Source organism: Aggregatibacter sp. (assembly GCF_057314075.1).
In genome coordinates this window covers 12,704-37,037 of the sequence record NZ_DBHLAR010000012.1, presented here as the reverse complement: position 1 = coordinate 37,037, position 24,334 = coordinate 12,704, and the positions used below count along the sequence as shown (strand labels likewise).

Sequence of the window (24,334 nt, the reverse complement as noted above, 5' to 3'; positions counted from 1 at the left end):
TTAGCTGTTTGGCAAGTTTAAGTTGCTCTTGGTGGTGCTCAATAGCTTGGGCAAATAACCCCTTCGCCTCTGTTATATCTCTAACCTTCCGTGCCTGCTCAAAATAACAACAACCAAGCCAAAATTGAATATCATTTTGTTCCTGAAGAAAGGCTCTTTTATCCTCAATCTCATTCAAAGCCTGATTGAATTTTACAATTGCTTGATCAAAATTATTGCTTTTGAATAAACTCACACCTTCTGCAATTAAATCATTAACACTCATTGTTTTATTCCTTATGAAAATACCTTAACGGAAATCACATTTCGTTAGTAATAAAAAGACACAATCCATTAAGTTTATTTATATAATTCACCCTAAAAAATTACTTAATGAGAATTTTAGTTATTTTAATTTCGGAAAGGAAGATATAATAACGCTCTGAAAAAAATGAAGAGATTTTCATATAGCTAATTTGTGGCAACAATAGCTTTCAGCAGGTAAAGATAAGAGCTGGAATTTAGTATATAGCTCTTCCAACGCGTGCCATTAATTTTAATCCAATACCAAAAAGGACACCCCCTTGAACCGCAACCCTCCGTTTTGGCTGACCGCCTTGATTATTCTGATCAGCTTGCCGTTGATTATGCCGTTTCTCTATGTGGTGGTTCGGGCGGTTGATGTGGGTTGGGTGCGCAGTATTGAGTTGCTTTGGCGACCGCGTATGTGGGAGCTGTTGAGCAACACGTTGTTATTGATGGTGTGTGTGACGACATTTTCCATCATCCTCGGCACGGTTTGCGCCTTTTTGTTAGAACGCTATCGCTTTTGGGGTAAGCCCTTTTTTCAAGTAGCAATGACCTTGCCGCTTTGTATTCCCGCCTTTGTCAGTTGCTTCACCTGGATTAGCCTCACTTTTCGCGTCGAGGGCTTTTGGGGTACGATCGGCATTATGACCTTAAGTTCCTTTCCGCTTGCCTATTTGCCTGTTGCTGCTACCTTAAAACGGCTGGATCGCTCATTGGAGGAGGTCAGTCTTTCTCTCGGCAAGAGTCGTAGAAACACCTTTTGGTACGCCATATTTCCGCAGTTAAAACCTGCCATCGGCAGCAGTGTTTTATTAATCGCATTACATATGTTGGTGGAATTCGGCGCGGTGTCGATTTTGAATTATCAAACCTTCACCACCGCCATTTTCCAAGAATATGAAATGGCCTTTAACAACAATACGGCGGCGTTACTTTCGGCAGTGTTAATGGTGATTTGCGCCTTGATCGTGTTCGGCGAAATTTTCTTTCGTGGACAACAAACCCTGTACAACAGCGGCAAAGGCGTGACTCGCCCTTATCCGGTAAAAAATTTAACGGCCGGCAAGCAACTCTTGGCTGTCATTTTTTTCCTCACAATTTTTGTCCTCAGCATCGGCGTCCCGCTCACCATGTTGATTCACTGGATGATCGTAGGCACGTCCATTGAAAGTGCGGTGGATTTTTCCGCCTTTTTCGAAGCCTTCAGCAATTCTTTGTTGGTTTCAGGTTTAGGTGCGGGGCTCACCGTGCTTTGCGCGCTACCACTCGTTTGGAGTGCTGTGCGTTATCGCAACCGCCTCACCGTGTGGATTGACCGCCTGCCTTATTTATTACACGCCGTGCCGGGTTTGGTTATCGCATTGTCATTGGTGTATTTCACCATTAACTACGCTTATTCTTTCTACCAAACGTTCCTCATGGTGGTGGTCGCCTATTTCATGTTGTATTTGCCAATGGCGCAAACCACATTGCGTAGCTCCTTGGAACAAATCTCCGACAACGTCGAAAAAGTGGGGCAAAGCCTTGGACGTAGTCATTTTTATATTTTCCGCACGCTCACCATCCCTGCCATGTTGCCGGGCATTGCCGCTGCGTTTGCGTTGGTGTTTCTAAACCTGATGAAAGAACTCACCGCCACCTTATTACTCACCCCGAACGACATCAAAACCTTATCCATCGCCGTTTGGGAATACACCAGTGATGCCCAATATGCCGCTGCCACGCCTTATGCCATCATGCTCGTGTTGTTTTCCGGCATTCCGGTATTTTTACTCAAAAAATATGCGTTTAAATAATGACAACAAAAACTTCTATGCAAACAACGCCTCTCCTCCAAATCCACTGCCTCAATAAACATTTCGGGCAGACGCATGTACTACGTGATATTTCCCTTGAATTGCACAGTGGCGAAATCTTGTTTTTACTTGGTGCTTCCGGTTGTGGCAAAACGACTTTGCTACGTGCTATTGCAGGTTTTGAACAACCTGATAACGGTGAAATTTACCTAAAAGCGCGGTTGATTTTTGGCGCAAATTGCAATATTCCGCCACAACAGCGACGGCTAGGTTATGTGGTACAAGAAGGCGTGTTATTTCCACACTTGAATGTGTATCGCAATATTGCTTACGGGTTGGGCGATGGCAAAGGCAGCTCCCCGGAAGAACGACAACGCATTGACGAAGTGATGGCGCTCACCGGTATTTGTGCGCTCGCCGACCGTTTCCCACACCAACTTTCCGGTGGGCAACAACAACGTGTCGCCTTGGCACGCGCCATTGCGCCAAATCCTGAACTGATTTTATTAGACGAACCTTTTAGCGCCTTAGATGAACATCTGCGCCAACAAATCCGTCATGATATGTTGCAAGCACTCCGCCAAAGTGGTACTTCCGCCATTTTCGTCACTCATGATCGCGACGAGGCTTTGCGTTATGCCGATAAAATAGCTGTGTTGCAAAATGGAGAAATCTTACAAATTGCCAACCCGCGTACGCTTTATTGGTCACCAAAACACCTTTCCACTGCCACCTTTATCGGCGAAAGCATTGTGTTGCCGGCAACCTTAAATTCACCTTCAACGGCACATTGCCAATTAGGTGATATTGCCGTCATAGATAAAAGCCAAGGGCAACAAAGCGGCAAGCTACTTCTCCGTCCGGAACAATTCAGCCTGTTAAAAACACCTCAAAATCCGACCGCACTTTTTAACGCAGTGGTAAAAAACGTGGAATTCAAAGGCAAAATTACGGCGATTCGGCTTGAAATAAATGGCTTCGAAATTGAGTTAGAGGAACACCATGGAATTGAGTTGTATGTGAGAGATGAGGTTGACGTTTATTTATATGGCACGGGCTTGTTTTATGGGGAATAAGTGTTGGCTTTAAAGCTACGTGCTAAGCAAAATAAAAACGCCATTCATGAGCGTATGAGTTAAAAAGTGCGGTGCATTTTTCAGTTATTTTTCAAACATAACGCTATCTCAAATGCGTTTCCAATAACGCTCTTAATTCATCCCCATCATGGCATCGCTTCACTACCTCGAACAACGCGGTGGCTTCTTCATATTCACATTTTAAATACTGCAACCATTGTTTAATGCGCGCCACATGGTAAAAACCACTGTCGTGACAATTTTCTAATGTGGCGTATTTGCGCAAAATCGGCAGGATTTTAGCCCAGCTTAAGGGCGCATCGTTATGTTTTAGCACACGGCTTAAATTAGGCATATTAAGCGCCCCACGACCAACCATTAAATCTTCACAGCCGGTTATTTCTAAGCATCGTTGCCCATCTTCCCAACGCCAAATTTCACCGTTGGCGATCACTGGAATATGGAGTTTTTGGCGGATTTCACCAATTTTTTGCCAGTTGATACGATCAGCGCGATAACCATCCGCTTTGGTGCGGCCGTGAATGGCAATTTCGGTGGCGCCGCCCTGTTGCACCGCATCCGCAATGTCAAAAGCAAAGTCGGTGGAATCCCAGCCTAAGCGCACTTTAACACTCACTACCTGTTCTGGTGGGACGGCTTGACGAATGGCTTTGGTGGCTTGGTAAATAAGTTCCGGTTGTTTTAACAAAGAAGCGCCACCGTTGCTGCCGTTGACGGTCTTGGACGGACAGCCACAATTTAAATCAACGCCGTGGGAACCTAATTGAATGGCAAGTTCGGCATTTTCCGCCAGCCATTGAGGATGTTGTCCGAGCAGTTGCACACGTACCGGCGTACCGCTTGGCGTGCAGCCCTGTTGGTGCAATTCAGGGCAAAGGCGATAAAAAACTTTCGGCGGGAGACGTTGATCCACCACACGGACAAATTCGGAAATGCACAAATCGTAATCGTTCACTTCCGTTAATAATTGACGTACGAGAGGATCAAGCACGCCCTGCATCGGGGCTAAAATGACGCGCAAAGGTTATTTCCAACCTTTGGCTTTGCAAATCAAGTCGTATGCAGCTTGAATTTGCTGGGTTTTCTCTTTCGCCATTTCCATCATTTCCGGTGGCAACCCTTTTGCCACTAGTTTATCCGGATGATTTTCATTCATTAAACGACGATAGGCTCGTTTCACTGTGGGCTGATCGTCTGTCGCGCTGACGCCAAGCACTTGATAAGCATCGTTTAAGGTCGGGCCGGAAGAGGATTGAGATTGCTGTTGATAGCCGCCTTGGTAGCCGGAATGTTGTTCGTAGTGACCGCCTTGTTGGTAGAAACCGCCGCGCGCAAAGTGACGAGCTGCCATTTCCATTGCCAACATTTGCTCAAATTGAACGCGGGATAAGCCCAGTTCTTCGGCAACAATAAAGAGCACGTCTTTTTCATTGTCATGTAAATGATCATCAGAAAAGGCGGCTTGAATTTGCACGGATAAAAATGCCCGCAATAAATCCGCACGTTGTCCGCAACCAAGACGAAATTCACGAATCACCTGACGAATCGGGAAATCCGTCTGTTTGCCACGATTAAATGCCTCTTGTGCCAAACGACGACCGGCATCGTCCAGTTGCATTTGATCCATTAAATGGGTCGCTAATAGAATGTCATTTTCCGTCACACGCCCTTTAGCTTTGCTTAAATGCCCCAACACCGCAAAGGTGGTTTGCATAAACAGTAGTTGACGGGTGGTTTTCGTTTTGAAGAAAGAAGAATTGACTGTGCCCAGTTCATACAGTTTTTTATCCGCAAGATGACCGAGAAACACACCGGCCAACATGCCAAAGAAACCGCCCAATCGAAAGCCGATTAAGGCGCCTAAAAATTTCCCAATAAAATTCATTGTCGCTCCGTTAGGGTCAAAAAAGTGCGGTGGATTTTCTCAACCAATTGAAAAATGCGTGGAAAAACAACCGCACTTTCGCTTTATTTAATGCCGTATTGCTCACGATAAGCGCGCATTGCCGGTAAATATTGTTGGTATTCCGGTTGAGTTTCAATGAACGCCATCAAATCGGCAAAATCAATGATAGATAACACATTGCATTGGTAATCGCGCTCGACTTCTTGAATCGCAGACAGCTCGCCATTGCCACGTTCTTGACGATTCAAAGCAATTAACACGGCGCTTAATTGCGCTTCATTGGCTTGAATAATTTGCATGGATTCACGAATTGCCGTACCGGCAGTGATCACATCATCCACCAACAACACCTTGCCGCGCAACGGACTACCGATTAAATTGCCGCCCTCGCCGTGATCTTTGGTTTCTTTGCGGTTAAAGCACACCGGTTTATTGATATCAAAGCGGTTGAATAACGCAATGGATACCGCGGTGGCAATGGGAATGCCTTTATACGCAGGGCCAAAAATCATGTCGTACTTCAAACCGGCATCTTGTAAGGCTGCCGCATAAAATTCACCTAAACGGGCAAGATCGGCACCTTGGTTAAACAAACCGGCGTTAAAGAAATAAGGGCTCACACGGCCGGATTTCAAGGTGAACTCACCAAATTTTAAAACCTGACGGGCAAGGGCAAATTCAATAAACTGTTGTTTATAGTTTTCCATCTTCCTATCCTTATTCTGCCAATGCCGCACGTTGGGTTTGGAAAATGACCTCACAGCCTTGTTTGGCGAGATCTAATAAGGTTAATAATTCCTCATGGCTGAACGGTTCGCCTTCTGCGGTGCCTTGCACTTCAATCATGCGGCCATCTTCCATCATCACCACGTTCATGTCCGTTTCCGCAGCGGAATCTTCCACGTATTCCAAATCACATACCGCGTCGCCGTTTACGATGCCGACAGAGATCGCCGCCACCAATCCTTTCAGCGGATTTTTGCTCAATGTGCCGTTTGCCACTAAACCATTCAATGCATCACATAACGCCACACAAGCGCCGGTAATGGAGGCGGTGCGAGTGCCGCCATCTGCTTGGATTACATCGCAATCCAATGTTACGCAACGCTCGCCGAGGGCTTCCAAATCCACCATGGCACGCAGTGAACGAGCGATTAAACGCTGAATTTCTAAGGTACGGCCGCCTTGCTTACCTTTTGCCGCTTCACGTTGCATACGGCTGTGGGTAGAACGTGGCAACATGCCGTATTCCGCCGTCACCCAACCTTGTCCCTGTCCTTTTAAAAAGCGCGGCACGCCGTCTTCTACGGTGGCAGTACACAACACTTTGGTATCGCCAAACTCCACCAGCACGGAACCTTCCGCGTGTTTGGTGTAATGACGGGTGATTTTAATCGGGCGGGTTTGGTTGTTGGCACGTTGATTCGGACGCATGAAAAATTCCTCGTTAAGCAATAAAAAATCGCGCCATTTTAGCACGCAAACTGACAGAAACGAAATTTGGCAGTACAATAGGGCGCAAATTTTAGCGCCTAAAAATGAAGGAATTATTATGATTTATAGCATGACGGCATTCGCCAGTTTAGAAATCAAAAAAGACTGGGGAAACGCAGTTTGGGAAATCCGTTCGGTTAATCAACGTTATTTAGAAACCTTTTTCCGCCTGCCGGAACAATTCCGCAGTTTAGAAAACACCTTACGCGAAACCCTGCGTCAAAAACTCACTCGTGGCAAAATCGAATGTACCCTGCGTATTGATAACAAAAAGCAAGCCGCCACAGAATTACACATTAACCAAGAACTCGCCACGCAAGTATTGCAATCTTTACAATGGCTAAAACAGCAAGCAGGCGAAGGTGAACTCAATTTAACCGATGTATTACGCTACCCGGGTGTAGTGGAAGTACCGGAACAGGATGTAGATTTAATCAGCCAGGATTTATTGGCGGCATTTGAGCAGGTCGTGAGTGAGTTTATCGCCATGCGCCAACGCGAAGGGGAAAAAATCCACACGTTACTGACACAACGCCTTGAAGCCATCAATGAAGAACAGCAAAAAGTGCGGTCCAAAATGCCGGAGATTTTACAATGGCAACGCGAGCGCATGTTGCAACGCTTTGAAGAAGTCCAACTGCAACCGGATCCACAACGTTTAGAACAAGAGCTGATTATGTTGGCACAACGCATTGATGTCGCCGAAGAATTGGATCGTTTGCAATTACACGTCAAAGAAACGCAAAACATTCTGCGCAAAGGCGGCGCAGTAGGACGCAAGTTGGATTTCATGATGCAAGAGCTCAACCGCGAATCCAATACTTTGGCATCCAAGTCCATCAATGTTGATGTGACTAATTCCGCTATTGAGCTAAAAGTGTTAATTGAGCAAATGCGCGAACAAATTCAAAATCTTGAGTAATTGATTGATATTTTTTAAGGAAAGTACGATGGCCTATTCCCTTTTAACGGCACAACAAGATGACATTATTTGCCCGTTAACGCACTACTCGCTGATTCAAATTGAAGGCACAGAAGCAGAAAAATATTTGCAGGGGCAACTCACTTGCGATGTGACCAAATTGGCAGCCGGTGGATCCACTCTTACCGCCCATTGCGATCCGAAAGGCAAAATGAGCGCGCTGTTCCGTTTAATTCGTCAAGACGAACAGACCTTTTATATGCTGTTAAAAAGTGAATTATTGCCATCGGCACTGGATCAACTGAAAAAATATGCGGTGTTTTCCAAAGTCACGTTTACGTCACTAGATTGGCAAATTCTCGGCGCAGCCGGCACAAAAGGCATCGAAAAGTGCGGTCAATTTTCTGCGCAAATTCGCATTGATGTAAATGGACAACAACCGCGCGTGATTTTACTCCACCCGACCCGCTTAGCCCTTGAAGCTACTGTTGAAGCGGAGGCTTGGGATTTATTGGATATTCAAGATGGCGTGCCTGGTTTAGCGGCAGCGACCCAATTAGAATTTATTCCGCAAGCGTTAAACCTGCAAAGTATCGAACAAGCGATTTCTTTCCAAAAAGGTTGCTACATCGGGCAAGAAACCGTGGCACGTGCGAAATATCGTGGCGCCAATAAACGCGCTCTCTTTATTTTTGCCGCGCAAACAGAAAGTCTACCGGACATCGGTTCGGCATTGGAAATGGCACTTGGCGACAATTGGCGAGCCACCGGCACCATCACAAGTGCGGTCAATTTTCACGGCATTTTGTGGTTGCAAGCCGTGTTAAATACGCCGTTGGAAGACGGTCAGGCATTCCGCTTGCCGAACGACCAAACCTTGCTCGACATGCAACCCTTGCCTTATGAGTTAAGCTGATGAAAGTCGGATTGGTATTGGAAGGCGGCGCCATGCGCGGGATGTTCACCGCCGGCGTGTTGGATGTCTTCTTGGATGAACAGATTCACATTGACGGCATTGTCAGCGTGTCCGCCGGGGCATTGTTCGGTGTGAATTTTCCTTCCAAACAACGTGGCCGCGTGTTGCGTTACAACAAAAAATACCTCAATGACAAACGCTACATGGGCTGGCACAGCCTGTTCACCACGGGCAATATCGTCAACAAAGACTTTGCCTTCTATCAATTGCCTTTTGAATTGGACGTGTTCGATCAAGCAGCATTCGCCCGTTCCGGCATCGACTTCTACACGGTGTTAACCAACGTGGAAAGCGGAGAAGCAGAATATGTGAAAATCCACGATGCCTTTGAGCAAATGGAAACCCTGCGTGCCACCTCCGCCATGCCTTTCGTGTCAAAAATGGTGGAAATCGATGGCAAAAAATATTTAGACGGCGGCATTGCAGACAGTATTCCGTTACGTTTCTGTCAACAGTTGGGCTACGACAAAATCATCGTCATTCTCACCCGTCCATTGGATTACCGCAAAACGCCGACCAATCCGCTAATTTTTAAGGCTTTTTATCGCTGTTACCCAAAACTGGTCGAACGCCTGACCAATCGCTATGCCGACTATAACCGAGCAGTAGAAGATGTTATTCGTCTTAACGAACAAGGGGAGATTTTTGTTATTCGCCCTTCTGTCACACTGCCTATTCGCCGTATTGAAAAGGACATCGCCAAAGTGCAGGCAATGTATGACTTAGGTGTCCGTGACGGGCAAGACATTCTACCGGCCCTAAAAGCCTACCTGACCAAGTAAAAACATAGGAAAAATCCACCGCACTTTTGCCAATTTTCTGCACAAAATGTTGTTGCAGAAATATTAACAATTCTTTAGACTAGCGCCCGCAAATCTAATTTGTAATTTCATTTATATCGCAAGTTTGTGTATAGGAAATGACAAAGCCTTTCTTTTGAGCCTTTTCTCATTGTTATACCTTCCTTGTAATACTTTCATTCACTTTAATAGGATTAAAAATGAACGAAGTTTTACAACAGTTCAAACAACAATATTTAATTAAATATTGGAATCCCGTCATCGCCGTTATCGCTGCCGGTTTAATCTCGGCCTATTATTTCGGCGTTACCGGCACCTACTGGGCGGTTACCGGCGAATTTACCCGTTGGGGTGGCCATGCATTACAAGCCTTGGGCGTTGATGTGTCCGATTGGAGCTACTACAAAATCATCGGTATGCAAGGCACGATTTTCACCCGTGTCGATGGCGTGATGATCTTAGGCATGTTTGCCGGTTGTATCTCCGCAGCCTTGTGGGCAAACAACGTAAAATGGCGAAACCAGCCACATAAACGTCGCATTGTACAAGCCTTAATCGGCGGCGCCATTGCCGGCTTCGGCGCACGTTTGGCGATGGGCTGTAACCTTGCCTCGTTATTTACCGGTATTCCACAATTTTCCGTGCACGCGTGGTTTTTCACCATTACTACCGCACTTGGAACTTACGTTGGTGTGAAAGTCACCTTATTACCAATGTTCCGCGTGAAATTGGAATTGAAAAAAGGCGCCGCAAAATTACAAGAAACAGATCCGAGAAGAGCACAACGCCGTTTTTGGATCGGTATGGTCGTGTTCTTCGCTTACTTTATTGCCTCTCTTTATGTCATGACCCAATCCATCAAACTCGGTTTTGCCATGTTGTGTGGTTTAGCATTCGGTTTACTTATCGAACGTGCGCAAATCTGCTTCACTTCCGCGTTCCGTGATCTTTGGGTGACCGGTCGCGCTTACATGGCAAAAGCGATCATTTTCGGTATTCTTGCGGGCACCATCGGCGTCTTCAGCTACATTCAATTAGGCGTTCCGGCAAAAATCATGTGGGCAGGCCCGAATGCGATTATCGGCGGTTTATTGTTCGGTTTCGGTATTGTATTAGCCGGCGGTTGTGAAACCGGTTGGATGTACCGTGCGATGGAAGGCCAAGTGCATTTTATGTGGGTGGGTATCGGCAACGTGATCGGCTCTACTTATCTTGCCTACGCTTGGGATGATTTGGCACCGGCATTGGCGCTTGACTACGAAAAACTGAACTTACTGAAAGAATTTGGTCCGGTAGGCGGATTATTGGTGAACTACGGTTTATTGATTCTCTGCTTAATCGCTGTCGTCTGGTGGGAAAAACGCTTTCTTGCCAAAGCAAAAGCCAAAATCGCCGCTCTCGCACAGGCGTAAAAGTGCGGTTTGATCTGACGTTATTTTTATTTCACAGAAGGAAAACACATTATGGCATTTACCGTTGTACACAAATTAGACAAAGATCCTAAAGACATCGTTCCGGATTACACCATCGACACCGTTGGCGAACCTTGTCCGTATCCGGCTATTGTTATGCTAGAAAGCATGCCTGAACTCAAAGAAGGGGAAGTGTTGGAATTGTTAAGCGACTGCGCACAATCCATCAACAACATTCCGGTGGACACTAAAAACCACGGTTATACTTTATTAAGCGTGGAACAAGATGGCACAAAATTACGTTATTTGATTCAGCGTTAATCAATGTTCAGAAAAGTAAAAGCCCGTTTGATACGGGCTTTATTTTTTCCCAAAAGAAAGGATGAGATAAGTTCTTTAAAAAATTGACTAAACCTATCAAAAAATTTGCCTATTTCCTCAACAATTTGTCCGAAAAAAACGCTAAAATAAGCAGCTTTTTTAATATTCATCGCTATAACATTTATTTCGGGAGAACAAGATGGAAGCTCAGGGGGCGGGTGATTTAATTCGCGTTGTCACGTTATTAGGTGCGGCTGTTGTGGCGGTGCCATTATTTAAACGTATCGGTTTAGGTTCGGTGCTGGGGTATTTAGCCGCCGGCTTAGTTATCGGCCCCTTCGGGTTGAAATTAGTGACCGATTCTCACGCCATTTTGCACATTGCAGAATTTGGTGTGGTGATGTTCCTGTTCATGATTGGTTTGGAAATGAAACCGTCCCATTTATGGAGCTTACGCAAACAAATTTTCGGGCTAGGCAGTTTACAAGTGGTGATCTCCGCTCTGTTAATGACCCTCGTTTCCGTACAATTCGGCATTTCTTGGGAGGTGGCCTTTATTTGTTCTTCCGGTTTCGTGCTTACCTCCACCGCCATCGTGATGCAAGTGTTGGGAGAACGTAAACGCCTGTCCACCCGCCCGGGACAAAAAATGGTATCAATCTTATTATTTGAAGATTTGCTGATCGTGCCGTTACTGGCTATTGTGACCTACCTTTCCCCACTCGAAACCGAAAGCTCCATTTCTTGGTGGGAATCCGCCACAATCGCCTTAGTCGCGTTAGCCATCCTTGTGCTTATTGGACGTTTCATTTTGAATCCGGTGTTCCGTATTTTAGCCAACTCCAAAGCACGCGAAGTGATGACCGCTGCCGCCTTATTTGTAGTTTTGGGCTCGGCATTACTGATGGAAGAAGCAGGCTTATCACAAGCCATGGGCGCGTTTGTTGCCGGCGTCATGCTGTCAGAATCGGCTTTCCGCCACCAATTGGAAGCAGACATTGAACCGTTCCGTGGTTTATTGCTAGGGCTATTTTTCCTCGGGGTGGGAATGTCGCTCAATCTTACGGTTGTGGCGGAAAACTGGATACTAATTGGCATCGGCGTATTCGCCTTAATGCTGACAAAAGGTATCTGTATTTATCTCGTTGCCCGCGCAGCGAAAAGCACGCACAAAACGGCCATGGAACGTGCTTTGCTCATGGCTCAAGGCGGGGAATTTGCTTTTGTTTTGTTTGCTCAAGCCTTCAACCAAAAAGTTATTGATGAAACCGTCAATGCCAACATGACCGCAATCGTGGTGCTATCCATGGTGATAACGCCTATTATGTTAGTTTTGTATGAAAAATTCGCACCCAAACCGACTGCAGAAGAATTACCTGCCGATGAAATCGACGAACAACACCCGATTCTCATCGTCGGCATGGGGCGTTTTGGTCAAATCGTGAATGACTTATTGCGCTTAAGCGGCTATGCCACCACCGTTGTTGATTTGAACCCGAACATGATCAAAGGCTTCAATGAATACGGTATTAAATCCTATTTTGGCGACGCATCTCGCCGTGAATTTCTCATCGCTGCCGGTTTAGAACAAGCAGAAATATTGGTCATCGCCATTAATAATAAAGAACAAGCAGAAAACATCGTACACTTTGCTCGTGAAGTGAATCCGAATATTAAAATCATTGCTCGTGCTTACGACCGTTTCAGCACCTTTGCCTTACACGAAGCCGGCGCAGACGAAATTATCCGTGAAACCTTCGATGCCGCCGTGCGTGCGGGTAAACGCGCGCTGGAAACATTAGGCATGGAGCCGGAATTAGTGAAAGAAATCGGCGACTATTATTTTGATGCGGATCGCCATGAAGTCGCCCTCATGTCACAGGTTTATGATCCCAACATGGGGTTATTCCAAAACCCGCTCATGCGTGATATTGCCCGCGAATGCGATCAAAAAATGGCGGCCGATATCCAAGAAATCATTCTGAGAGCGAAGGAAAAAGAAGAGGAATAAAACATCCCAAAAGCAGACCGCACTTTACGCCCTAAAGTGCGGTCGTTTTTTATCTGTTTTTTTATATCAATTTTCCTCTCACAACAAAATCTGCTGGAAACCAACCGCACTTTATGGTATAAAGCACGCCGTTATTTTGCTGTTTAAAAGTAACGTTTATTTTTTAATCAATTTACTAAAACACACACATATCAGAAAGGCTAAATCGGGGTGCCAAACGGTCGATTGGCTGGATATGTGGAGGCTAAACCCCAAACAAAAGGAAAATTATTATGGCACAAGTTTCTATGCGCGATATGCTTCAAGCAGGCGTTCACTTCGGTCACCAAACTCGTTACTGGAACCCAAAAATGAAACCATTCATTTTCGGACCACGCAACGGCGTTCATATCATCAACCTTGAAAAAACCGTTCCAATGTTCAACGCAGCATTAGCTGAGTTAACCCGCATTGCGAGCAACAACGGTAAAGTATTATTCGTTGGTACCAAACGCGCAGCGACCGATGCAGTGCAAGCAGCAGCATTAGACTGTCAACAATACTATGTAAACCACCGTTGGTTAGGCGGTATGTTGACCAACTGGAAAACAGTTCGTCAATCCATCAAACGTTTAAAAGATTTAGAAACTCAATCTCAAGACGGCACTTTCGACAAATTAACCAAAAAAGAAGCGTTAATGCGTACCCGTGAGATGGAAAAACTTGAATTAAGCCTTGGCGGTATCAAAGAGATGGGCGGTCTTCCGGATGCATTATTCGTGATCGGTGCTGACCACGAACATATCGCAGTGAAAGAAGCAAACAACTTGGGTATTCCTGTATTTGCTATCGTTGATACTAACTCTAGCCCGGACGGCGTAGATTTCGTTATCCCAGGTAACGATGACGCAGCACGTGCAATTCAACTTTATCTTTCTTCTGCTGTTGCAGCGATCAAAGAAGGTCGTGGTAACGAAGCAGCGGTTGCTGAAGAATTAGCGCAAGCCGCAGAATAATTCGAGCGATTGCGATAAGGCGTAAGCCCTTATTAATCAGACGATTAATTAATGAGCAGGGGGCTAAATAGCTCCCTGTATTTTTTAGAGCTAAAAGTGCGGTCTTTTTCTACCGCACTTTAACCGACAGAGGATTTTAAAATGGCTGAAATCACAGCATCATTAGTAAAAGAACTGCGTGAACGTACCGGCGCAGGCATGATGGAATGTAAAAAAGCATTAGTTGAAGCAAACGGCGACATCGAATTAGCCATCGACAACATGCGTAAATCTGGTCAAGCAAAAGCGGCGAAAAAAGCAGGTCGTGTTGCAGCTGAAGGTGTTATCCTTGCTCGCGTACAAAATGGTTTCGGCGTATTAGTTGAAATGAACTGTGAAACCGACTTCGTAGCAAAAGATGCCGGCTTCTTAGGTTTAGCCAACGAAGTAGCTGATTTCGCAGCAGCAAACAAAGGCGCAACTATCGAACAACTTCAAGCACAATTTGAAGAAAAACGTGCTGCATTAGTGGCGAAAATCGGTGAAAACATGACCATTCGTCGTGTTGCTTACATCGAAGGCGATGTTGTAGGTTCTTACTTACACGGCGCGAAAATCGGTGTATTAGTGGCTGGTAAAGGCGCAGACGATGAATTGTTAAAACACATCGCAATGCACGTTGCAGCAAGCCGTCCAGACTACGTTAACCCAAGTGATGTTCCGGCTGAAGTGGTTGAACACGAACGCAACATCCAAGTGGATATCGCAATGCAATCCGGCAAACCACGCGAAATCGCAGAAAAAATGGTTGAAGGCCGCATGAAGAAATTCACCGGCGAAGTTTCTTTAACCGGTCAACCATTCGTTATGGATCCATCTAAATCCGTTGGCGATTTGTTAAAAGAAAAAGGTGCCGACATCTCTAACTTCATCCGCTTAGAAGTGGGCGAAGGTATCGAGAAAGTGGAAACCGACTTCGCAGCAGAAGTAGCAGCAATGTCCAAAGCTTAATTGAACATTTGAGCAAAAAAGCAGGTGTAAAAGCCTGCTTTTTTATTGCCTGTTGTTCCGAAATCCTCCTTGCAGCAATTCTGTTATATCCCATTTCCTTTTCTTCTAAAATCGCCTACAAAATCCCACAAAGTGCGGTGGGAAATCTGCTAAAATAAACACCGGTTTTTTATCCACGAAAGGGCGACATCATCGAAAATTGGCAACGCGGTTTCGTACTACATCGCAAATCTTACAGCGAAACCAGTTTATTGGTAGATTTACTGACCGAAGATTTCGGGCGTATCAGCGTATTGGCAAAAGGCGCTCGGGCAAAGCGCTCCATGCTAAAAGGCGTGTTACAACCCTTTACGCCGCTCCTGCTACGTTGGAGCGGTCGTGGCGATCTGAAAATCCTGACCAAAGCAGAACCTGCTGCCATTGCGTTACCCTTACAAAATATTGCTTTATACAGCGGCTTTTATTTAAACGAACTCATTTGCCGCGTATTGGAACCGGAAACAGCCTATCCGCAATTGTTCCAACACTATTTGCAATGTTTAACGCGATTAGCCGTATCACAAACCCACGTGGAGCCTGCGCTACGCACCTTTGAGTTTCAACTCTTGCGCACCTTAGGCTATGGCATTGATTTCACTCATTGTGCCGGCTCCGGTAAAGCCGTGGAAGCGGACATGACCTATCGTTACCGCGAAGAAAAAGGCTTTATTGCTTCCTTAATCAAAGATAATTTAACTTTTTACGGGCGCGAATTATTGGCCTTTGAACAAACCCAATTTGACGAACCTTCTGTATTATCGGCAGCCAAACGCTTCACGCGCATTGCATTAAAACCGTATTTAGGCGACAAGCCCTTGAAAAGCCGAGAATTATTCACCCAACACAGCTTATATTCAAAATAACATGGCATTACTTTACAGCGACAACAAACCAAAGAAAAAAACCGCAAATTTCACCGCACATATTCTTGATTTAGATTATCAAGGATTAGGTGTGGCTAAAATCAACGGCAAAACTTGGTTTATTGAAAACGCGCTGCCGCAAGAAAGTGTAGAAGTTCGCGTATTGGAAGAAAAACGCCAATACGGTCAAGGTGTAGCGCAGCGTATTTTACGCGCAAGTCCGCGGCGCCAAACACCGCAATGCGTTTATTTTGAACAATGCGGGGGGTGCCAAAATCAACACATTCCTATTGAACTACAACGTTCTACCAAGCAAACCGCGTTGGTTCAACGCCTATCCCGTTTACAGCCGGAACCCATTCATTTCATGCCGTTATTGCAAGGTGAGCCTTGGCATTACCGCCGTCGGGTACGCTTAAGTGTGTTGTTGGACAGTAAAAATCGTAAACTGAATATCGGCTTACGGCGTAAAAATTCACAGCAAATTATTCCAATTGAACATTGCTTGGTGCTGGAACAGCCGCTGAATGATTTATTGCCAAAACTGACCGCACTTTTCACGCAATGGACAACACCACAACAACTGGGGCATATTGAACTTGTTGCGGCAGACAATGGCATCGCCATGTTATTACGCCATATAAAAAACATCGGTGAAACTGACCGCACTTTATTATTACGGTTTGCCGAACAACACCAACTCATGTTATTTGTACAAGAACATGACAGCATTGAACATTGGTATGGCGAACAACCTTATTACCGTTTGGGCGATGACATCACCTTACAATTTGATATTCGCGATTTCATTCAAATTAATGCACAATTAAACCGTCAAATGATCGCAACAGCGTTAGACTGGTTGGAGCTTAATCCACAGGATCATGTGTTAGATTTATTCTGTGGTATGGGCAACTTCACCTTACCGCTGAGTCGCAAAGTAAAAAGCGCGGTAGGCATTGAAGGCGTTTCTGCGATGGTGGAAAAAGCCCGCGCCAATGCCGAACGAAACGGTTGTCATAATGTCCAATTTTACCGGACCGATTTGGATAAACCCTTTATCAGTCAACCGTGGGCGCAGCAACCCTTCAATAAAATTTTGCTCGACCCACCACGCACAGGTGCGGCATTTGCTTTAAATGCACTCTGTCAGTTACAGGCTGAAAGTATTCTGTATGTTTCTTGCAATCCTGCAACACTCGTGCGAGATACGGAAATCTTGCGTGACGCAGGCTATCAATTGGATAAAGTCGCCATGATCGATATGTTCCCACAAACCGGTCATTTGGAGTCGATAAGTTTATTTCGAAAAAGATAAGGATTCATTATGGTCGCTGTGAGAGGATCTCATTTATTAAATCCTAAAGATTTTGAGATTGAAAAATGGTGCGCTAACTTGAATGTAGCGGAAAATGTCAAAGCCAACTTAATGACGGCATGGCATTATTCGCAACAGAAAATGACCTTGCGTGCCGAGCACCAGCAGGAAGAAGCCCATTTGCTGACGTTCGGCGTGGAAATGGTGGAAATCCTCAACAGCTTAAACATGGATGCCGATAGCTTATTCACCGCCATGCTCTTCCCTATTGTCCGCGATCAACTGGTGGATTTAGCCCAAATTGAAGAAGATTTCGGCGCGAATATCAGCAAACTGGTACGCGGCGTTATCGAAATGGACAATATCCGCCAACTCAACATCACCCATTCTGCCAGCAGCTTGCAGGTGGATAACGTGCGCCGAATGTTGCTCGCCATGGTAGATGATTTCCGCTGTGTGATTATCAAATTGGCGGAACGTATCGCCTTTTTGCGTGATGCCGAAAAAAATTATACGGAAGAAGAACGCGTCCTCGCCGCTAAAGAATGTGCCAATATTTACGCCCCGCTTGCCAACCGCTTAGGCATCGGACAGCTCAAATGGGAACTGGAAGATTACTGTTTCCGTTATTTGCACCCGGAACAATATCGCGCCATCGCCAAATTATTAAAAGAACGTCGTCTTGACCGCGAACAATACATCGCCGATTTTGTCGCCGAACTTTCCGGTTATTTACAAGAAAATATCCCACAAGTCGAAGTGTACGGTCGCCCGAAACATATTTACAGCATTTGGCGAAAAATGCAGAAAAAGCACTTAGAGTTCATTGACTTATATGACGTCCGCGCGGTGCGCATCGTCGTGCAAAAATTACAAGATTGTTACACCGCACTTGGCATTGTGCACACCCATTTCAAACATCTGCCAAAAGAATTCGACGATTACGTTGCCAACCCAAAACCAAACGGCTACCAATCCATTCACACCGTGGTGTTGGGTAAAGGCGGCAAACCGATAGAAGTGCAAATTCGGACCCAACAAATGCACGATGATGCCGAACTTGGTGTTGCGGCACACTGGAAATACAAAGAAGGCGCCAGCGCCGGCCGTTCCGGTTACGAAGAAAAAATCGCATGGTTACGCAAACTCTTGGCGTGGCAAGACGATATTACCGACTCCGGCGAAGTGATGGCGGAATTACGCAGCCAAGTGTTTGATGATCGCGTGTATGTCTTTACACCGAAAGGCGAAGTTGTGGATTTGCCTACAGGCTCAACACCACTCGATTTTGCCTACGCTATTCACAGTGAAATCGGCCACCGTTGTATCGGCGCCAAAGTGGGCGGACGCATTGTGCCGTTCACCTATCAGCTCCAAATGGGCGATCAGGTAGATATCATCACCCAGAAAAACCCGAACCCGAGTCGTGACTGGCTCAACCCTAATCTCGGCTTTACCCACACGGCAAAAGCCCGTGCGAAAATACACGCTTGGTTCAAAAAACAGGATCGCGATAAAAATATTCCGGCCGGCAAAGAATTGTTGGAAAGTGAAATCAACCGCTTGGGAATCAACTTAAAACAAGTGGAACAACAAGCTTTGCCGCGTTACAACCTAAAAAATCTCGATGATTTATACGCGGGCATTGGCGGCGGTGATATTCGTATCGGGCCGTTAATCAACTTCCTGCAAAACAAATTCATCAAAATTTCCGCACAGGAAGCGGATGAAGAAATCTTGCGTCACGTCAGCACCAAAAGTGCGGCTAACGCACAACAAAAAACCGAACGTAAAGATTGCGTTATCGTCGAAGGCGTCGGCAACTTGATGCACCATATTGCCCGCTGCTGCCAACCGATTCCGGGCGACAGCATTGTGGGTTACATCACCATGGGGCGTGGCATTTCCATTCACCGTTGTGATTGCGAACAATTCCTCGAACTACAAAGTGTTCACCCGGAACGCGTGGTGGAATCCCGTTGGGGCGATAATTATTCTAACGGCTTCCATCTCAATATTCGCATTGTGGCGTCAGATCGCAACGGCTTATTGCGCGACATCACCACCGTACTGGCAAACGACAAAATCAGCGTACTCGGCGTATCTTCCCGTACGGATACGAAACGCCAAGTGGCAAACATCGACATGCAAATTGAACTCAACAACGTGGAAATGTTGAGTAAAATTCTGTCCCGTTTGGAAAAACTGGATGATGTCATTGAAGCCAAACGCCTCTAATAACAATAAATAAAGGAAAACCTAATGGACAAAACGACGGGGCTAACCCACTTAATTAAATCGACCCAATATTCCATGCAAGGCTTAAAAAGTGCGGTCAAATATGAAACTGCTTTTCGCCACGAGCTTTTTTGCTGCCTTTTCATGATCCCACTTGCCCTATGGCTTGGCGATGATGCCATTGAAAAAGCGCTGATGATCGGCAGCGTATTGTTAGTGTTGGTGGTGGAACTACTCAACAGCGCCATTGAGGCCGTAGTGGATCGTATCGGCACCGAGCGCCACGAACTCTCCGGCCGCGCCAAAGATCAAGGTTCTGCCGCTGTGTTTGTTGCACTGATTATTGTCGCGATAACTTGGGCGTTCATGTTGTTTAATTAAAAAAACATAGTCAAAACTGACCGCACTTTGATCTGTTCCCGTAGCGGCAACTCATTGCACGAAATCAATGGAGATTCCGTGGCGTTAAAGCAAGCTAAAATAGCGAACACATTTTGTTAGGAGACACCTTAAACTGTCTCCTTTATTTTTGCTTGAAGCCCGGCTATAGCCTTGCATTCATCCTCGCTATGTTTACCCTTAATCGCGATGGATTGTAAAAACGCTTTAATATCTCGTAATTGAGAAATTTTTTCTTCTACTAACGCCAGTTGCTTAAGCACCAATTTGTCCGCATGATAATGATTAGTGGTATGAAATTTGAGTGCGTTAAGTTGTTTAATATCTTCCAAAGAAAAACCAAGTCGACGACAATTTTTAATGAACATAAGCTGTGCCACACTTTCTTCGTCATACGATCGATAACCATTAGCCTGTCGTCTTGGTTCCGGTAAGATACCTTGTTTTTCATAGTAACGAATGGTTTCTAAATTAATCCCCGTGCGTTTACTCAGCTCATTGACTTTCATTTCTTCCTCCCCAAAAATTTTTACCATTCTAACAAAAAATACTTGATCCCGTAGTCCCTACGGGCTTTAAGCTATTATGCTCTCAAACAAATTAAGTAAGGAAGAAACGAGATGCCACATCAACACAAACACGAACATTCACACGCTCATACACCAACAAATAAAAAGATTTTATGCACCAGTTTGGTCATTATCAGTAGCTATATGATCATCGAGTTTTTAGGTGGCTATTATTTTAATAGCCTCGCCTTAATGGCTGACGCCGGGCATATGGCAAATGACAGCCTATCGTTGCTCCTCGCCCTCATTGCTTTGTTTTTAAATGCACAAAACCAAAAAAGGTTCGCGCTGTTAAATGGTACTTCTCTGATTGTGGTGGCAGTATGGATTTTGGTGGAAGCGACAGAACGTTGGCAATACCCAACGACAATGTTGGCGTTGCCTATGCTAGGCGTTGCCATCACTGGACTCTTGGTAAACATTTTCGTAGCTTGGCTAATGATGAAAGGCGATCATGAAAACTTAAACATCAAAGCCGCCTATTTACACGTATTAGCTGACCTGTTTGGCTCTCTGGTGGCCATTATCGCCGGGCTAAGCGCATGGCTGCTGAACTGGCAATGGGTTGACCTTGTCGCCAGCAGTATTTTAAGCCTACTAATATTGCGAAGCGGTGCTTCTGTTGTCTATCAAGCCTGTAAAGCATTACGAAACAATGAATCGCATTTTGATACAACACCACACCAACATTAAAAAACTGTAACAAAAAAGACCGCACTTTTATCAAGTGCGGTCTTTTTCTTTTGTGTTTTTATCCTCTAACCTTTCTTATCTAACAAGCGAATATAGCGTGTTGCCGATAACCATGCGCCGATGTAGCCCATAATGACGCAAACCACGAGTAAGAAAAGGAATTCCACCAATCCTAAACCGTTTAAGTTGAAATTGACGGCAAAGATATCGGTCACATATTTCACCGCACCGGTGAAATAGCCAATGGTGAGGCTACTGAAAATACACGCCAAGAAACCGCCCAGTGCAGCATAAATCATGCCGGTGTAAAGGAACGGGCGCAGGATGAATTGATCAGTGGCGCCAAGCAATTTCATCACTTCAATGTTCGCTTGGTTGCTGTAAACATCAGCGCGAATACTGTTGCCGATCACCAAGAAAACGGCAACCGCCATCAGCAGGGTACAAAAAATGGCCACATGTGCAACTAGCCACGTCAGTGCGGTCAATTTTTCCAGCCAATCATTATCCAGACGGACTTCTTGAACACCTTTGATTTTATCCAAGTTTTCCCGTAATTCATTGCGTTTTTGCGACTCGTTAAACGCTTTGCTTGGTTTAATCATCACCACTGCCGGCAATGGATTGTCATCCAACACGTCCAACTCTTCGCTAAAACCTGACCAATGGCGAAACTCGTTCAAACTTTCCTGACGGGAAATATAATTTAATGATTCAACCCCCTCTTGCTGACGGATTTTTTCCACCACCAAATTGGCATCGTCTTCTGACAAGTTTTTATGTAAATACACGGTCAGTTCACTTTCCGGATAAAACTGCGTGGTGGCGTCATGAATATTTTTCCAAAGCAGGTAGCTTACAGTTGGAATCGTTAAGGACACAGCGATCACTAACACGGTGATGAGCGTGGCAAATTTACGTTGATATAAATCGGCAAACACGGCACGCAGGGAATACAGGGCTTGGGCGCCAAAAGGCAAACTAAAACGACGAGAATTCATGTTACCTCCTAACGCAAATAACCTTGCTCAAGCACAAGGCAAGGCTTAGGTTTTTGTTGAACAATGCTAATGTCGTGCGTGGCAATTAAGACGGTCATGCCAAGACGATTAAACTCTTCAAATAAATTGAAAATCTCAAAAGACAGTGCGCTGTCTAAATTGCCGGTGGGTTCATCGGCTAACAATAATTGCGGTTTATGCACGATAGCGCGGGCAATATCCACCCGTTGTTGCTCGCCGCCCGACAAATGCGCCGCGGAATGATGCGCGCGATCACGCAATCCCACACGATCCAATGCTGCCAACGCACGGCTATTGGCATCTTTCGGATGTTGTCCGGCAATAATCAACGGAAGTGCCACGTTATCCAAGACGGAACGATCGGACAATAAACGATAATCTTGATGCACCATGCCGATTTGACGGCGTAAAAACGGTACTTCATGGCGGGATAAACGGGTAATGTCGTGCCCGTTAAACCAAATTTGTCCGCCATTGGCACGTTCCATGCCCATAATTAATTTCAGCAGGGTACTTTTCCCCGCACCGGAATGCCCCACCAAGTAGGTCATACTGCCTACCGGTAAATGAAAGCTTAACCCTTGTAGCGCCGGTTTTCCGCCCAAATACGCTTTACTCACATTTGCAAATCGAATCATTTTTCTTCTCTAAAAAAAACACGTCATTTTTGAACCGCACTTTATGCCTCTTCATGAGCAAATAAAGCGTCAATAAATTCTTCTGCGTTAAATTCGCGTAAATCTTCAATTTTTTCGCCTACGCCGATATAGCGGATCGGCAAATTAAACTGGTCGGCAATGGCAAAAATTACGCCGCCTTTGGCGGTGCCATCCAATTTGGTTAAGCTGATGCCGGTAAGCCCAACGGCTTCGTTAAATAACTTGGCTTGGCTAATGGCATTTTGACCGGTGCCTGCATCCAACGTCAGCATAATTTCATGTGGTGCACTTTCATCGTATTTTTTCATCACGCGCACGATTTTCTTCAGCTCGTCCATCAAGTTATTTTTATTTTGTAAACGACCGGCAGTGTCGGCAATGAGTACATCAATATTGCGCGCAGCCGCCGATTGCATCGCATCAAAAATCACCGATGCAGAATCGGAACCGGTGCTTTGCGCCACCACCGGAATATGATTACGCTCGCCCCACACTTGCAACTGCTCTACTGCGGCGGCTCGGAAAGTATCACCCGCCGCCAACATGACGGATTTGCCTTCCATTTGGAATTTACGCGCCAGTTTGCCGATAGTGGTGGTTTTACCTACGCCATTCACCCCCACCATTAAAATCACATAAGGCTTTTTGCTGCCATCAATGCGTAATGGTTGCGCCACCGGTTTTAGGATCTCGCCCATTTCCAGTTTAAGTTGTTGGTATAAGGTATCTGCGTTTTGTAACTGCTGACGAGTCGCATGTTGCGTTAAGTTGTTGATAATTTTTGTGGTGGTCGGCACGCCGATGTCGGCAATGAGAAGTTGTTCTTCCAATTCTTCAAACAATTCATCATCGATTTTTTTACCAAGAAAGAAACTGCGGAAGCCTGCCCCGATGTTTTGTTTGGTTTTTACCAAGCCTTTGAGTAATCGACTGAAAAAGCCACCTTCGCTTGGTTTTTCCTGTGTTTCTACGATGTCGGCAACGGCGCTTTCTTTTTCGTGTTCTTCCGTTTCCACGACAGATTCATCTTCAATATCCACCGCACTTTCGATGCTTTCTTTGCCTTCCTCAGAGGATGGCGCAAGCGTCCACGCTTGTGCCGCTGGGCTTTCCTCTTGAGAGGTCTCTGCTTGAACGTCATGGCTTTCAGGCGTAGTAGTAGCTTGTTCAACCGATGGCGCACGCTTCATAGCGTGTGCCTCATCTTCTTCCGATTGCGTTATTTCAGATTGAGCTTCATGAAATTCAGGCACAAGCGTGGACGTTTGCGCCATTGATGTATCTTCCGTTAATGTATTTTCAGTCTCTGCTTCATCTGAAAGTGCGGTCGTTTTTTCTGCCGTTTCTTGCACTTCAGATTCATTAGGGAGCTGTTCTTTTGATTCCTGTTCTTTCGGTTCCGTTGATGCTTCCTGTTTATTTTTGCCTAATCCGAACCAAGACCAAAATCCGCCTTTTTTCTTTTCATCTGACATAAATTGCCCACTCTTGTTTAAACTTGATAAAATGCCGCTCATTCTAGCAAA

The 24,334-nt window shown here is 45.4% G+C and carries 24 protein-coding genes; 15 read left to right on the top strand and 9 right to left on the bottom strand.

The features are described 5' to 3' along the window. On the bottom strand, positions 1-265 hold a 265-nt coding region (locus tag ACO5E4_RS08720; protein ID WP_485862772.1), incomplete at its 3' end, for a tetratricopeptide repeat protein. 298 nt (positions 266-563) lie between these two features. Here ACO5E4_RS08720 and ACO5E4_RS08715 point away from each other — a divergent pair. Then, entirely contained in the window at positions 564-2,084 is a 1,521-nt protein-coding gene (locus ACO5E4_RS08715) for an ABC transporter permease (protein WP_485862771.1), read from the top strand. A gap of 17 nt (positions 2,085-2,101) precedes the next feature. Further along, complete coding sequence (locus ACO5E4_RS08710) at positions 2,102-3,160, top strand: ABC transporter ATP-binding protein (protein WP_485862835.1); 1,059 nt, start codon at positions 2,102-2,104, stop codon at positions 3,158-3,160. A gap of 103 nt (positions 3,161-3,263) precedes the next feature. On the opposite strand, the gene dusC is transcribed toward ACO5E4_RS08710, so the two are convergent. The 4 genes from dusC to rph form a co-directional block, all read right to left on the bottom strand. After that, entirely contained in the window at positions 3,264-4,202 is a 939-nt protein-coding gene (gene dusC, locus ACO5E4_RS08705; RefSeq protein WP_485862770.1) for a tRNA dihydrouridine(16) synthase DusC, read from the bottom strand. A gap of 3 nt (positions 4,203-4,205) precedes the next feature. Continuing rightward, on the bottom strand, positions 4,206-5,066 hold the full coding sequence (gene djlA, locus ACO5E4_RS08700) for a co-chaperone DjlA (RefSeq protein WP_311351885.1): 861 nt from the start codon (positions 5,064-5,066) through the stop codon (positions 4,206-4,208). An 83-nt stretch (positions 5,067-5,149) separates the two neighbouring features. Further along, positions 5,150-5,794 (bottom strand): orotate phosphoribosyltransferase, encoded by a 645-nt coding sequence (pyrE, locus tag ACO5E4_RS08695; protein WP_485862769.1) that lies wholly within the window; start codon positions 5,792-5,794, stop codon positions 5,150-5,152. Positions 5,795-5,804: 10 nt separating this feature from the next. Beyond that, entirely contained in the window at positions 5,805-6,521 is a 717-nt protein-coding gene (rph, locus tag ACO5E4_RS08690; RefSeq protein WP_296027639.1) for a ribonuclease PH, read from the bottom strand. A 118-nt stretch (positions 6,522-6,639) separates the two neighbouring features. On the opposite strand from rph, the gene ACO5E4_RS08685 reads away from it, so the two are divergent. From ACO5E4_RS08685 to ACO5E4_RS08630, 12 genes are all read left to right on the top strand, one after another. Then, entirely contained in the window at positions 6,640-7,503 is an 864-nt protein-coding gene (locus ACO5E4_RS08685) for a YicC/YloC family endoribonuclease (RefSeq protein WP_485862768.1), read from the top strand. Positions 7,504-7,531: 28 nt separating this feature from the next. After that, complete coding sequence (ygfZ, locus tag ACO5E4_RS08680) at positions 7,532-8,419, top strand: CAF17-like 4Fe-4S cluster assembly/insertion protein YgfZ (protein WP_485862767.1); 888 nt, start codon at positions 7,532-7,534, stop codon at positions 8,417-8,419. Further along, complete coding sequence (locus ACO5E4_RS08675; RefSeq protein ID WP_485862766.1) at positions 8,419-9,261, top strand: patatin-like phospholipase family protein; 843 nt, start codon at positions 8,419-8,421, stop codon at positions 9,259-9,261. Before ygfZ ends, ACO5E4_RS08675 begins: the two co-directional genes overlap by 1 nt. A 218-nt stretch (positions 9,262-9,479) precedes the next feature. Further along, the gene (gene yedE / locus ACO5E4_RS08670; protein WP_485862765.1) at positions 9,480-10,691 is read left to right on the top strand and encodes a selenium metabolism membrane protein YedE/FdhT; all 1,212 of its coding nucleotides are present in this window, start codon (positions 9,480-9,482) and stop codon (positions 10,689-10,691) included. Positions 10,692-10,742: 51 nt separating this feature from the next. Further along, on the top strand, positions 10,743-11,012 hold the full coding sequence (gene yedF, locus ACO5E4_RS08665) for a sulfurtransferase-like selenium metabolism protein YedF (RefSeq protein WP_006719477.1): 270 nt from the start codon (positions 10,743-10,745) through the stop codon (positions 11,010-11,012). Positions 11,013-11,211: 199 nt separating this feature from the next. Next, the gene (locus ACO5E4_RS08660) at positions 11,212-13,023 is read left to right on the top strand and encodes a monovalent cation:proton antiporter-2 (CPA2) family protein (RefSeq protein WP_485862764.1); all 1,812 of its coding nucleotides are present in this window, start codon (positions 11,212-11,214) and stop codon (positions 13,021-13,023) included. 272 nt (positions 13,024-13,295) lie between these two features. Next, entirely contained in the window at positions 13,296-14,018 is a 723-nt protein-coding gene (gene rpsB, locus ACO5E4_RS08655; RefSeq protein ID WP_048750720.1) for a 30S ribosomal protein S2, read from the top strand. Between the two features lie 141 nt (positions 14,019-14,159). After that, positions 14,160-15,008 (top strand): translation elongation factor Ts, encoded by an 849-nt coding sequence (tsf, locus tag ACO5E4_RS08650; RefSeq protein WP_006719481.1) that lies wholly within the window; start codon positions 14,160-14,162, stop codon positions 15,006-15,008. A 188-nt stretch (positions 15,009-15,196) separates the two neighbouring features. After that, the gene (gene recO, locus ACO5E4_RS08645; RefSeq protein WP_485862834.1) at positions 15,197-15,910 is read left to right on the top strand and encodes a DNA repair protein RecO; all 714 of its coding nucleotides are present in this window, start codon (positions 15,197-15,199) and stop codon (positions 15,908-15,910) included. Between the two features lies 1 nt (position 15,911). After that, positions 15,912-17,228: a 23S rRNA (uracil(1939)-C(5))-methyltransferase RlmD gene (rlmD, locus tag ACO5E4_RS08640; protein ID WP_485862763.1), complete on the top strand. Its 1,317-nt coding sequence runs from the start codon at positions 15,912-15,914 to the stop codon at positions 17,226-17,228. Positions 17,229-17,237: 9 nt separating this feature from the next. After that, positions 17,238-19,466: a GTP diphosphokinase gene (relA, locus tag ACO5E4_RS08635; RefSeq protein WP_485862762.1), complete on the top strand. Its 2,229-nt coding sequence runs from the start codon at positions 17,238-17,240 to the stop codon at positions 19,464-19,466. Between the two features lie 24 nt (positions 19,467-19,490). Continuing rightward, the gene (locus ACO5E4_RS08630; protein WP_295974854.1) at positions 19,491-19,847 is read left to right on the top strand and encodes a diacylglycerol kinase; all 357 of its coding nucleotides are present in this window, start codon (positions 19,491-19,493) and stop codon (positions 19,845-19,847) included. 128 nt (positions 19,848-19,975) lie between these two features. Here the strand turns inward: ACO5E4_RS08630 and ACO5E4_RS08625 are convergent, their stop codons facing one another. Beyond that, on the bottom strand, positions 19,976-20,374 hold the full coding sequence (locus ACO5E4_RS08625) for a MerR family transcriptional regulator (RefSeq protein WP_485862761.1): 399 nt from the start codon (positions 20,372-20,374) through the stop codon (positions 19,976-19,978). A gap of 111 nt (positions 20,375-20,485) precedes the next feature. Here ACO5E4_RS08625 and ACO5E4_RS08620 point away from each other — a divergent pair, with 111 nt between their 5' ends. Then, the gene (locus ACO5E4_RS08620) at positions 20,486-21,127 is read left to right on the top strand and encodes a cation diffusion facilitator family transporter (RefSeq protein WP_485862760.1); all 642 of its coding nucleotides are present in this window, start codon (positions 20,486-20,488) and stop codon (positions 21,125-21,127) included. Between the two features lie 65 nt (positions 21,128-21,192). Here the strand turns inward: ACO5E4_RS08620 and ftsX are convergent, their stop codons facing one another. The 3 genes from ftsX to ftsY are packed head-to-tail and all read right to left on the bottom strand — an operon-like array spanning position 21,193 to position 24,283. Further along, complete coding sequence (gene ftsX, locus ACO5E4_RS08615; RefSeq protein WP_485862759.1) at positions 21,193-22,128, bottom strand: permease-like cell division protein FtsX; 936 nt, start codon at positions 22,126-22,128, stop codon at positions 21,193-21,195. 8 nt (positions 22,129-22,136) lie between these two features. Further along, complete coding sequence (gene ftsE, locus ACO5E4_RS08610; RefSeq protein WP_485862758.1) at positions 22,137-22,787, bottom strand: cell division ATP-binding protein FtsE; 651 nt, start codon at positions 22,785-22,787, stop codon at positions 22,137-22,139. 41 nt (positions 22,788-22,828) lie between these two features. Continuing rightward, a complete protein-coding gene (gene ftsY / locus ACO5E4_RS08605) occupies positions 22,829-24,283 on the bottom strand; it encodes a signal recognition particle-docking protein FtsY (RefSeq protein WP_485862757.1) in 1,455 nt (484 codons plus the stop codon). Positions 24,284-24,334: the final 51 nt, after the last annotated feature.

What these genes read in the sequence shown, in the direction of transcription:
- ACO5E4_RS08685 (WP_485862768.1), top strand. Translation starts at nt 6,640, where the DNA reads ATGATTTATAGCATGACGGCATTCGCCAGTTTAGAAATCAAAAAAGAC.
- djlA (WP_311351885.1), bottom strand. Translation starts at nt 5,066, where the DNA reads ATGAATTTTATTGGGAAATTTTTAGGCGCCTTAATCGGCTTTCGATTG.
- ftsX (WP_485862759.1), bottom strand. Translation starts at nt 22,128, where the DNA reads ATGAATTCTCGTCGTTTTAGTTTGCCTTTTGGCGCCCAAGCCCTGTAT.
- ACO5E4_RS08625 (WP_485862761.1), bottom strand. Translation starts at nt 20,374, where the DNA reads ATGAAAGTCAATGAGCTGAGTAAACGCACGGGGATTAATTTAGAAACC.
- relA (WP_485862762.1), top strand. Translation starts at nt 17,238, where the DNA reads ATGGTCGCTGTGAGAGGATCTCATTTATTAAATCCTAAAGATTTTGAG.
- ACO5E4_RS08620 (WP_485862760.1), top strand. Translation starts at nt 20,486, where the DNA reads ATGCCACATCAACACAAACACGAACATTCACACGCTCATACACCAACA.
- ftsE (WP_485862758.1), bottom strand. Translation starts at nt 22,787, where the DNA reads ATGATTCGATTTGCAAATGTGAGTAAAGCGTATTTGGGCGGAAAACCG.
- ACO5E4_RS08675 (WP_485862766.1), top strand. Translation starts at nt 8,419, where the DNA reads ATGAAAGTCGGATTGGTATTGGAAGGCGGCGCCATGCGCGGGATGTTC.
- pyrE (WP_485862769.1), bottom strand. Translation starts at nt 5,794, where the DNA reads ATGGAAAACTATAAACAACAGTTTATTGAATTTGCCCTTGCCCGTCAG.
- yedE (WP_485862765.1), top strand. Translation starts at nt 9,480, where the DNA reads ATGAACGAAGTTTTACAACAGTTCAAACAACAATATTTAATTAAATAT.
- ACO5E4_RS08710 (WP_485862835.1), top strand. Translation starts at nt 2,102, where the DNA reads ATGCAAACAACGCCTCTCCTCCAAATCCACTGCCTCAATAAACATTTC.
- rph (WP_296027639.1), bottom strand. Translation starts at nt 6,521, where the DNA reads ATGCGTCCGAATCAACGTGCCAACAACCAAACCCGCCCGATTAAAATC.
- rpsB (WP_048750720.1), top strand. Translation starts at nt 13,296, where the DNA reads ATGGCACAAGTTTCTATGCGCGATATGCTTCAAGCAGGCGTTCACTTC.
- ACO5E4_RS08660 (WP_485862764.1), top strand. Translation starts at nt 11,212, where the DNA reads ATGGAAGCTCAGGGGGCGGGTGATTTAATTCGCGTTGTCACGTTATTA.
- tsf (WP_006719481.1), top strand. Translation starts at nt 14,160, where the DNA reads ATGGCTGAAATCACAGCATCATTAGTAAAAGAACTGCGTGAACGTACC.
- ygfZ (WP_485862767.1), top strand. Translation starts at nt 7,532, where the DNA reads ATGGCCTATTCCCTTTTAACGGCACAACAAGATGACATTATTTGCCCG.
- ftsY (WP_485862757.1), bottom strand. Translation starts at nt 24,283, where the DNA reads ATGTCAGATGAAAAGAAAAAAGGCGGATTTTGGTCTTGGTTCGGATTA.
- ACO5E4_RS08630 (WP_295974854.1), top strand. Translation starts at nt 19,491, where the DNA reads ATGGACAAAACGACGGGGCTAACCCACTTAATTAAATCGACCCAATAT.
- rlmD (WP_485862763.1), top strand. Translation starts at nt 15,912, where the DNA reads ATGGCATTACTTTACAGCGACAACAAACCAAAGAAAAAAACCGCAAAT.
- yedF (WP_006719477.1), top strand. Translation starts at nt 10,743, where the DNA reads ATGGCATTTACCGTTGTACACAAATTAGACAAAGATCCTAAAGACATC.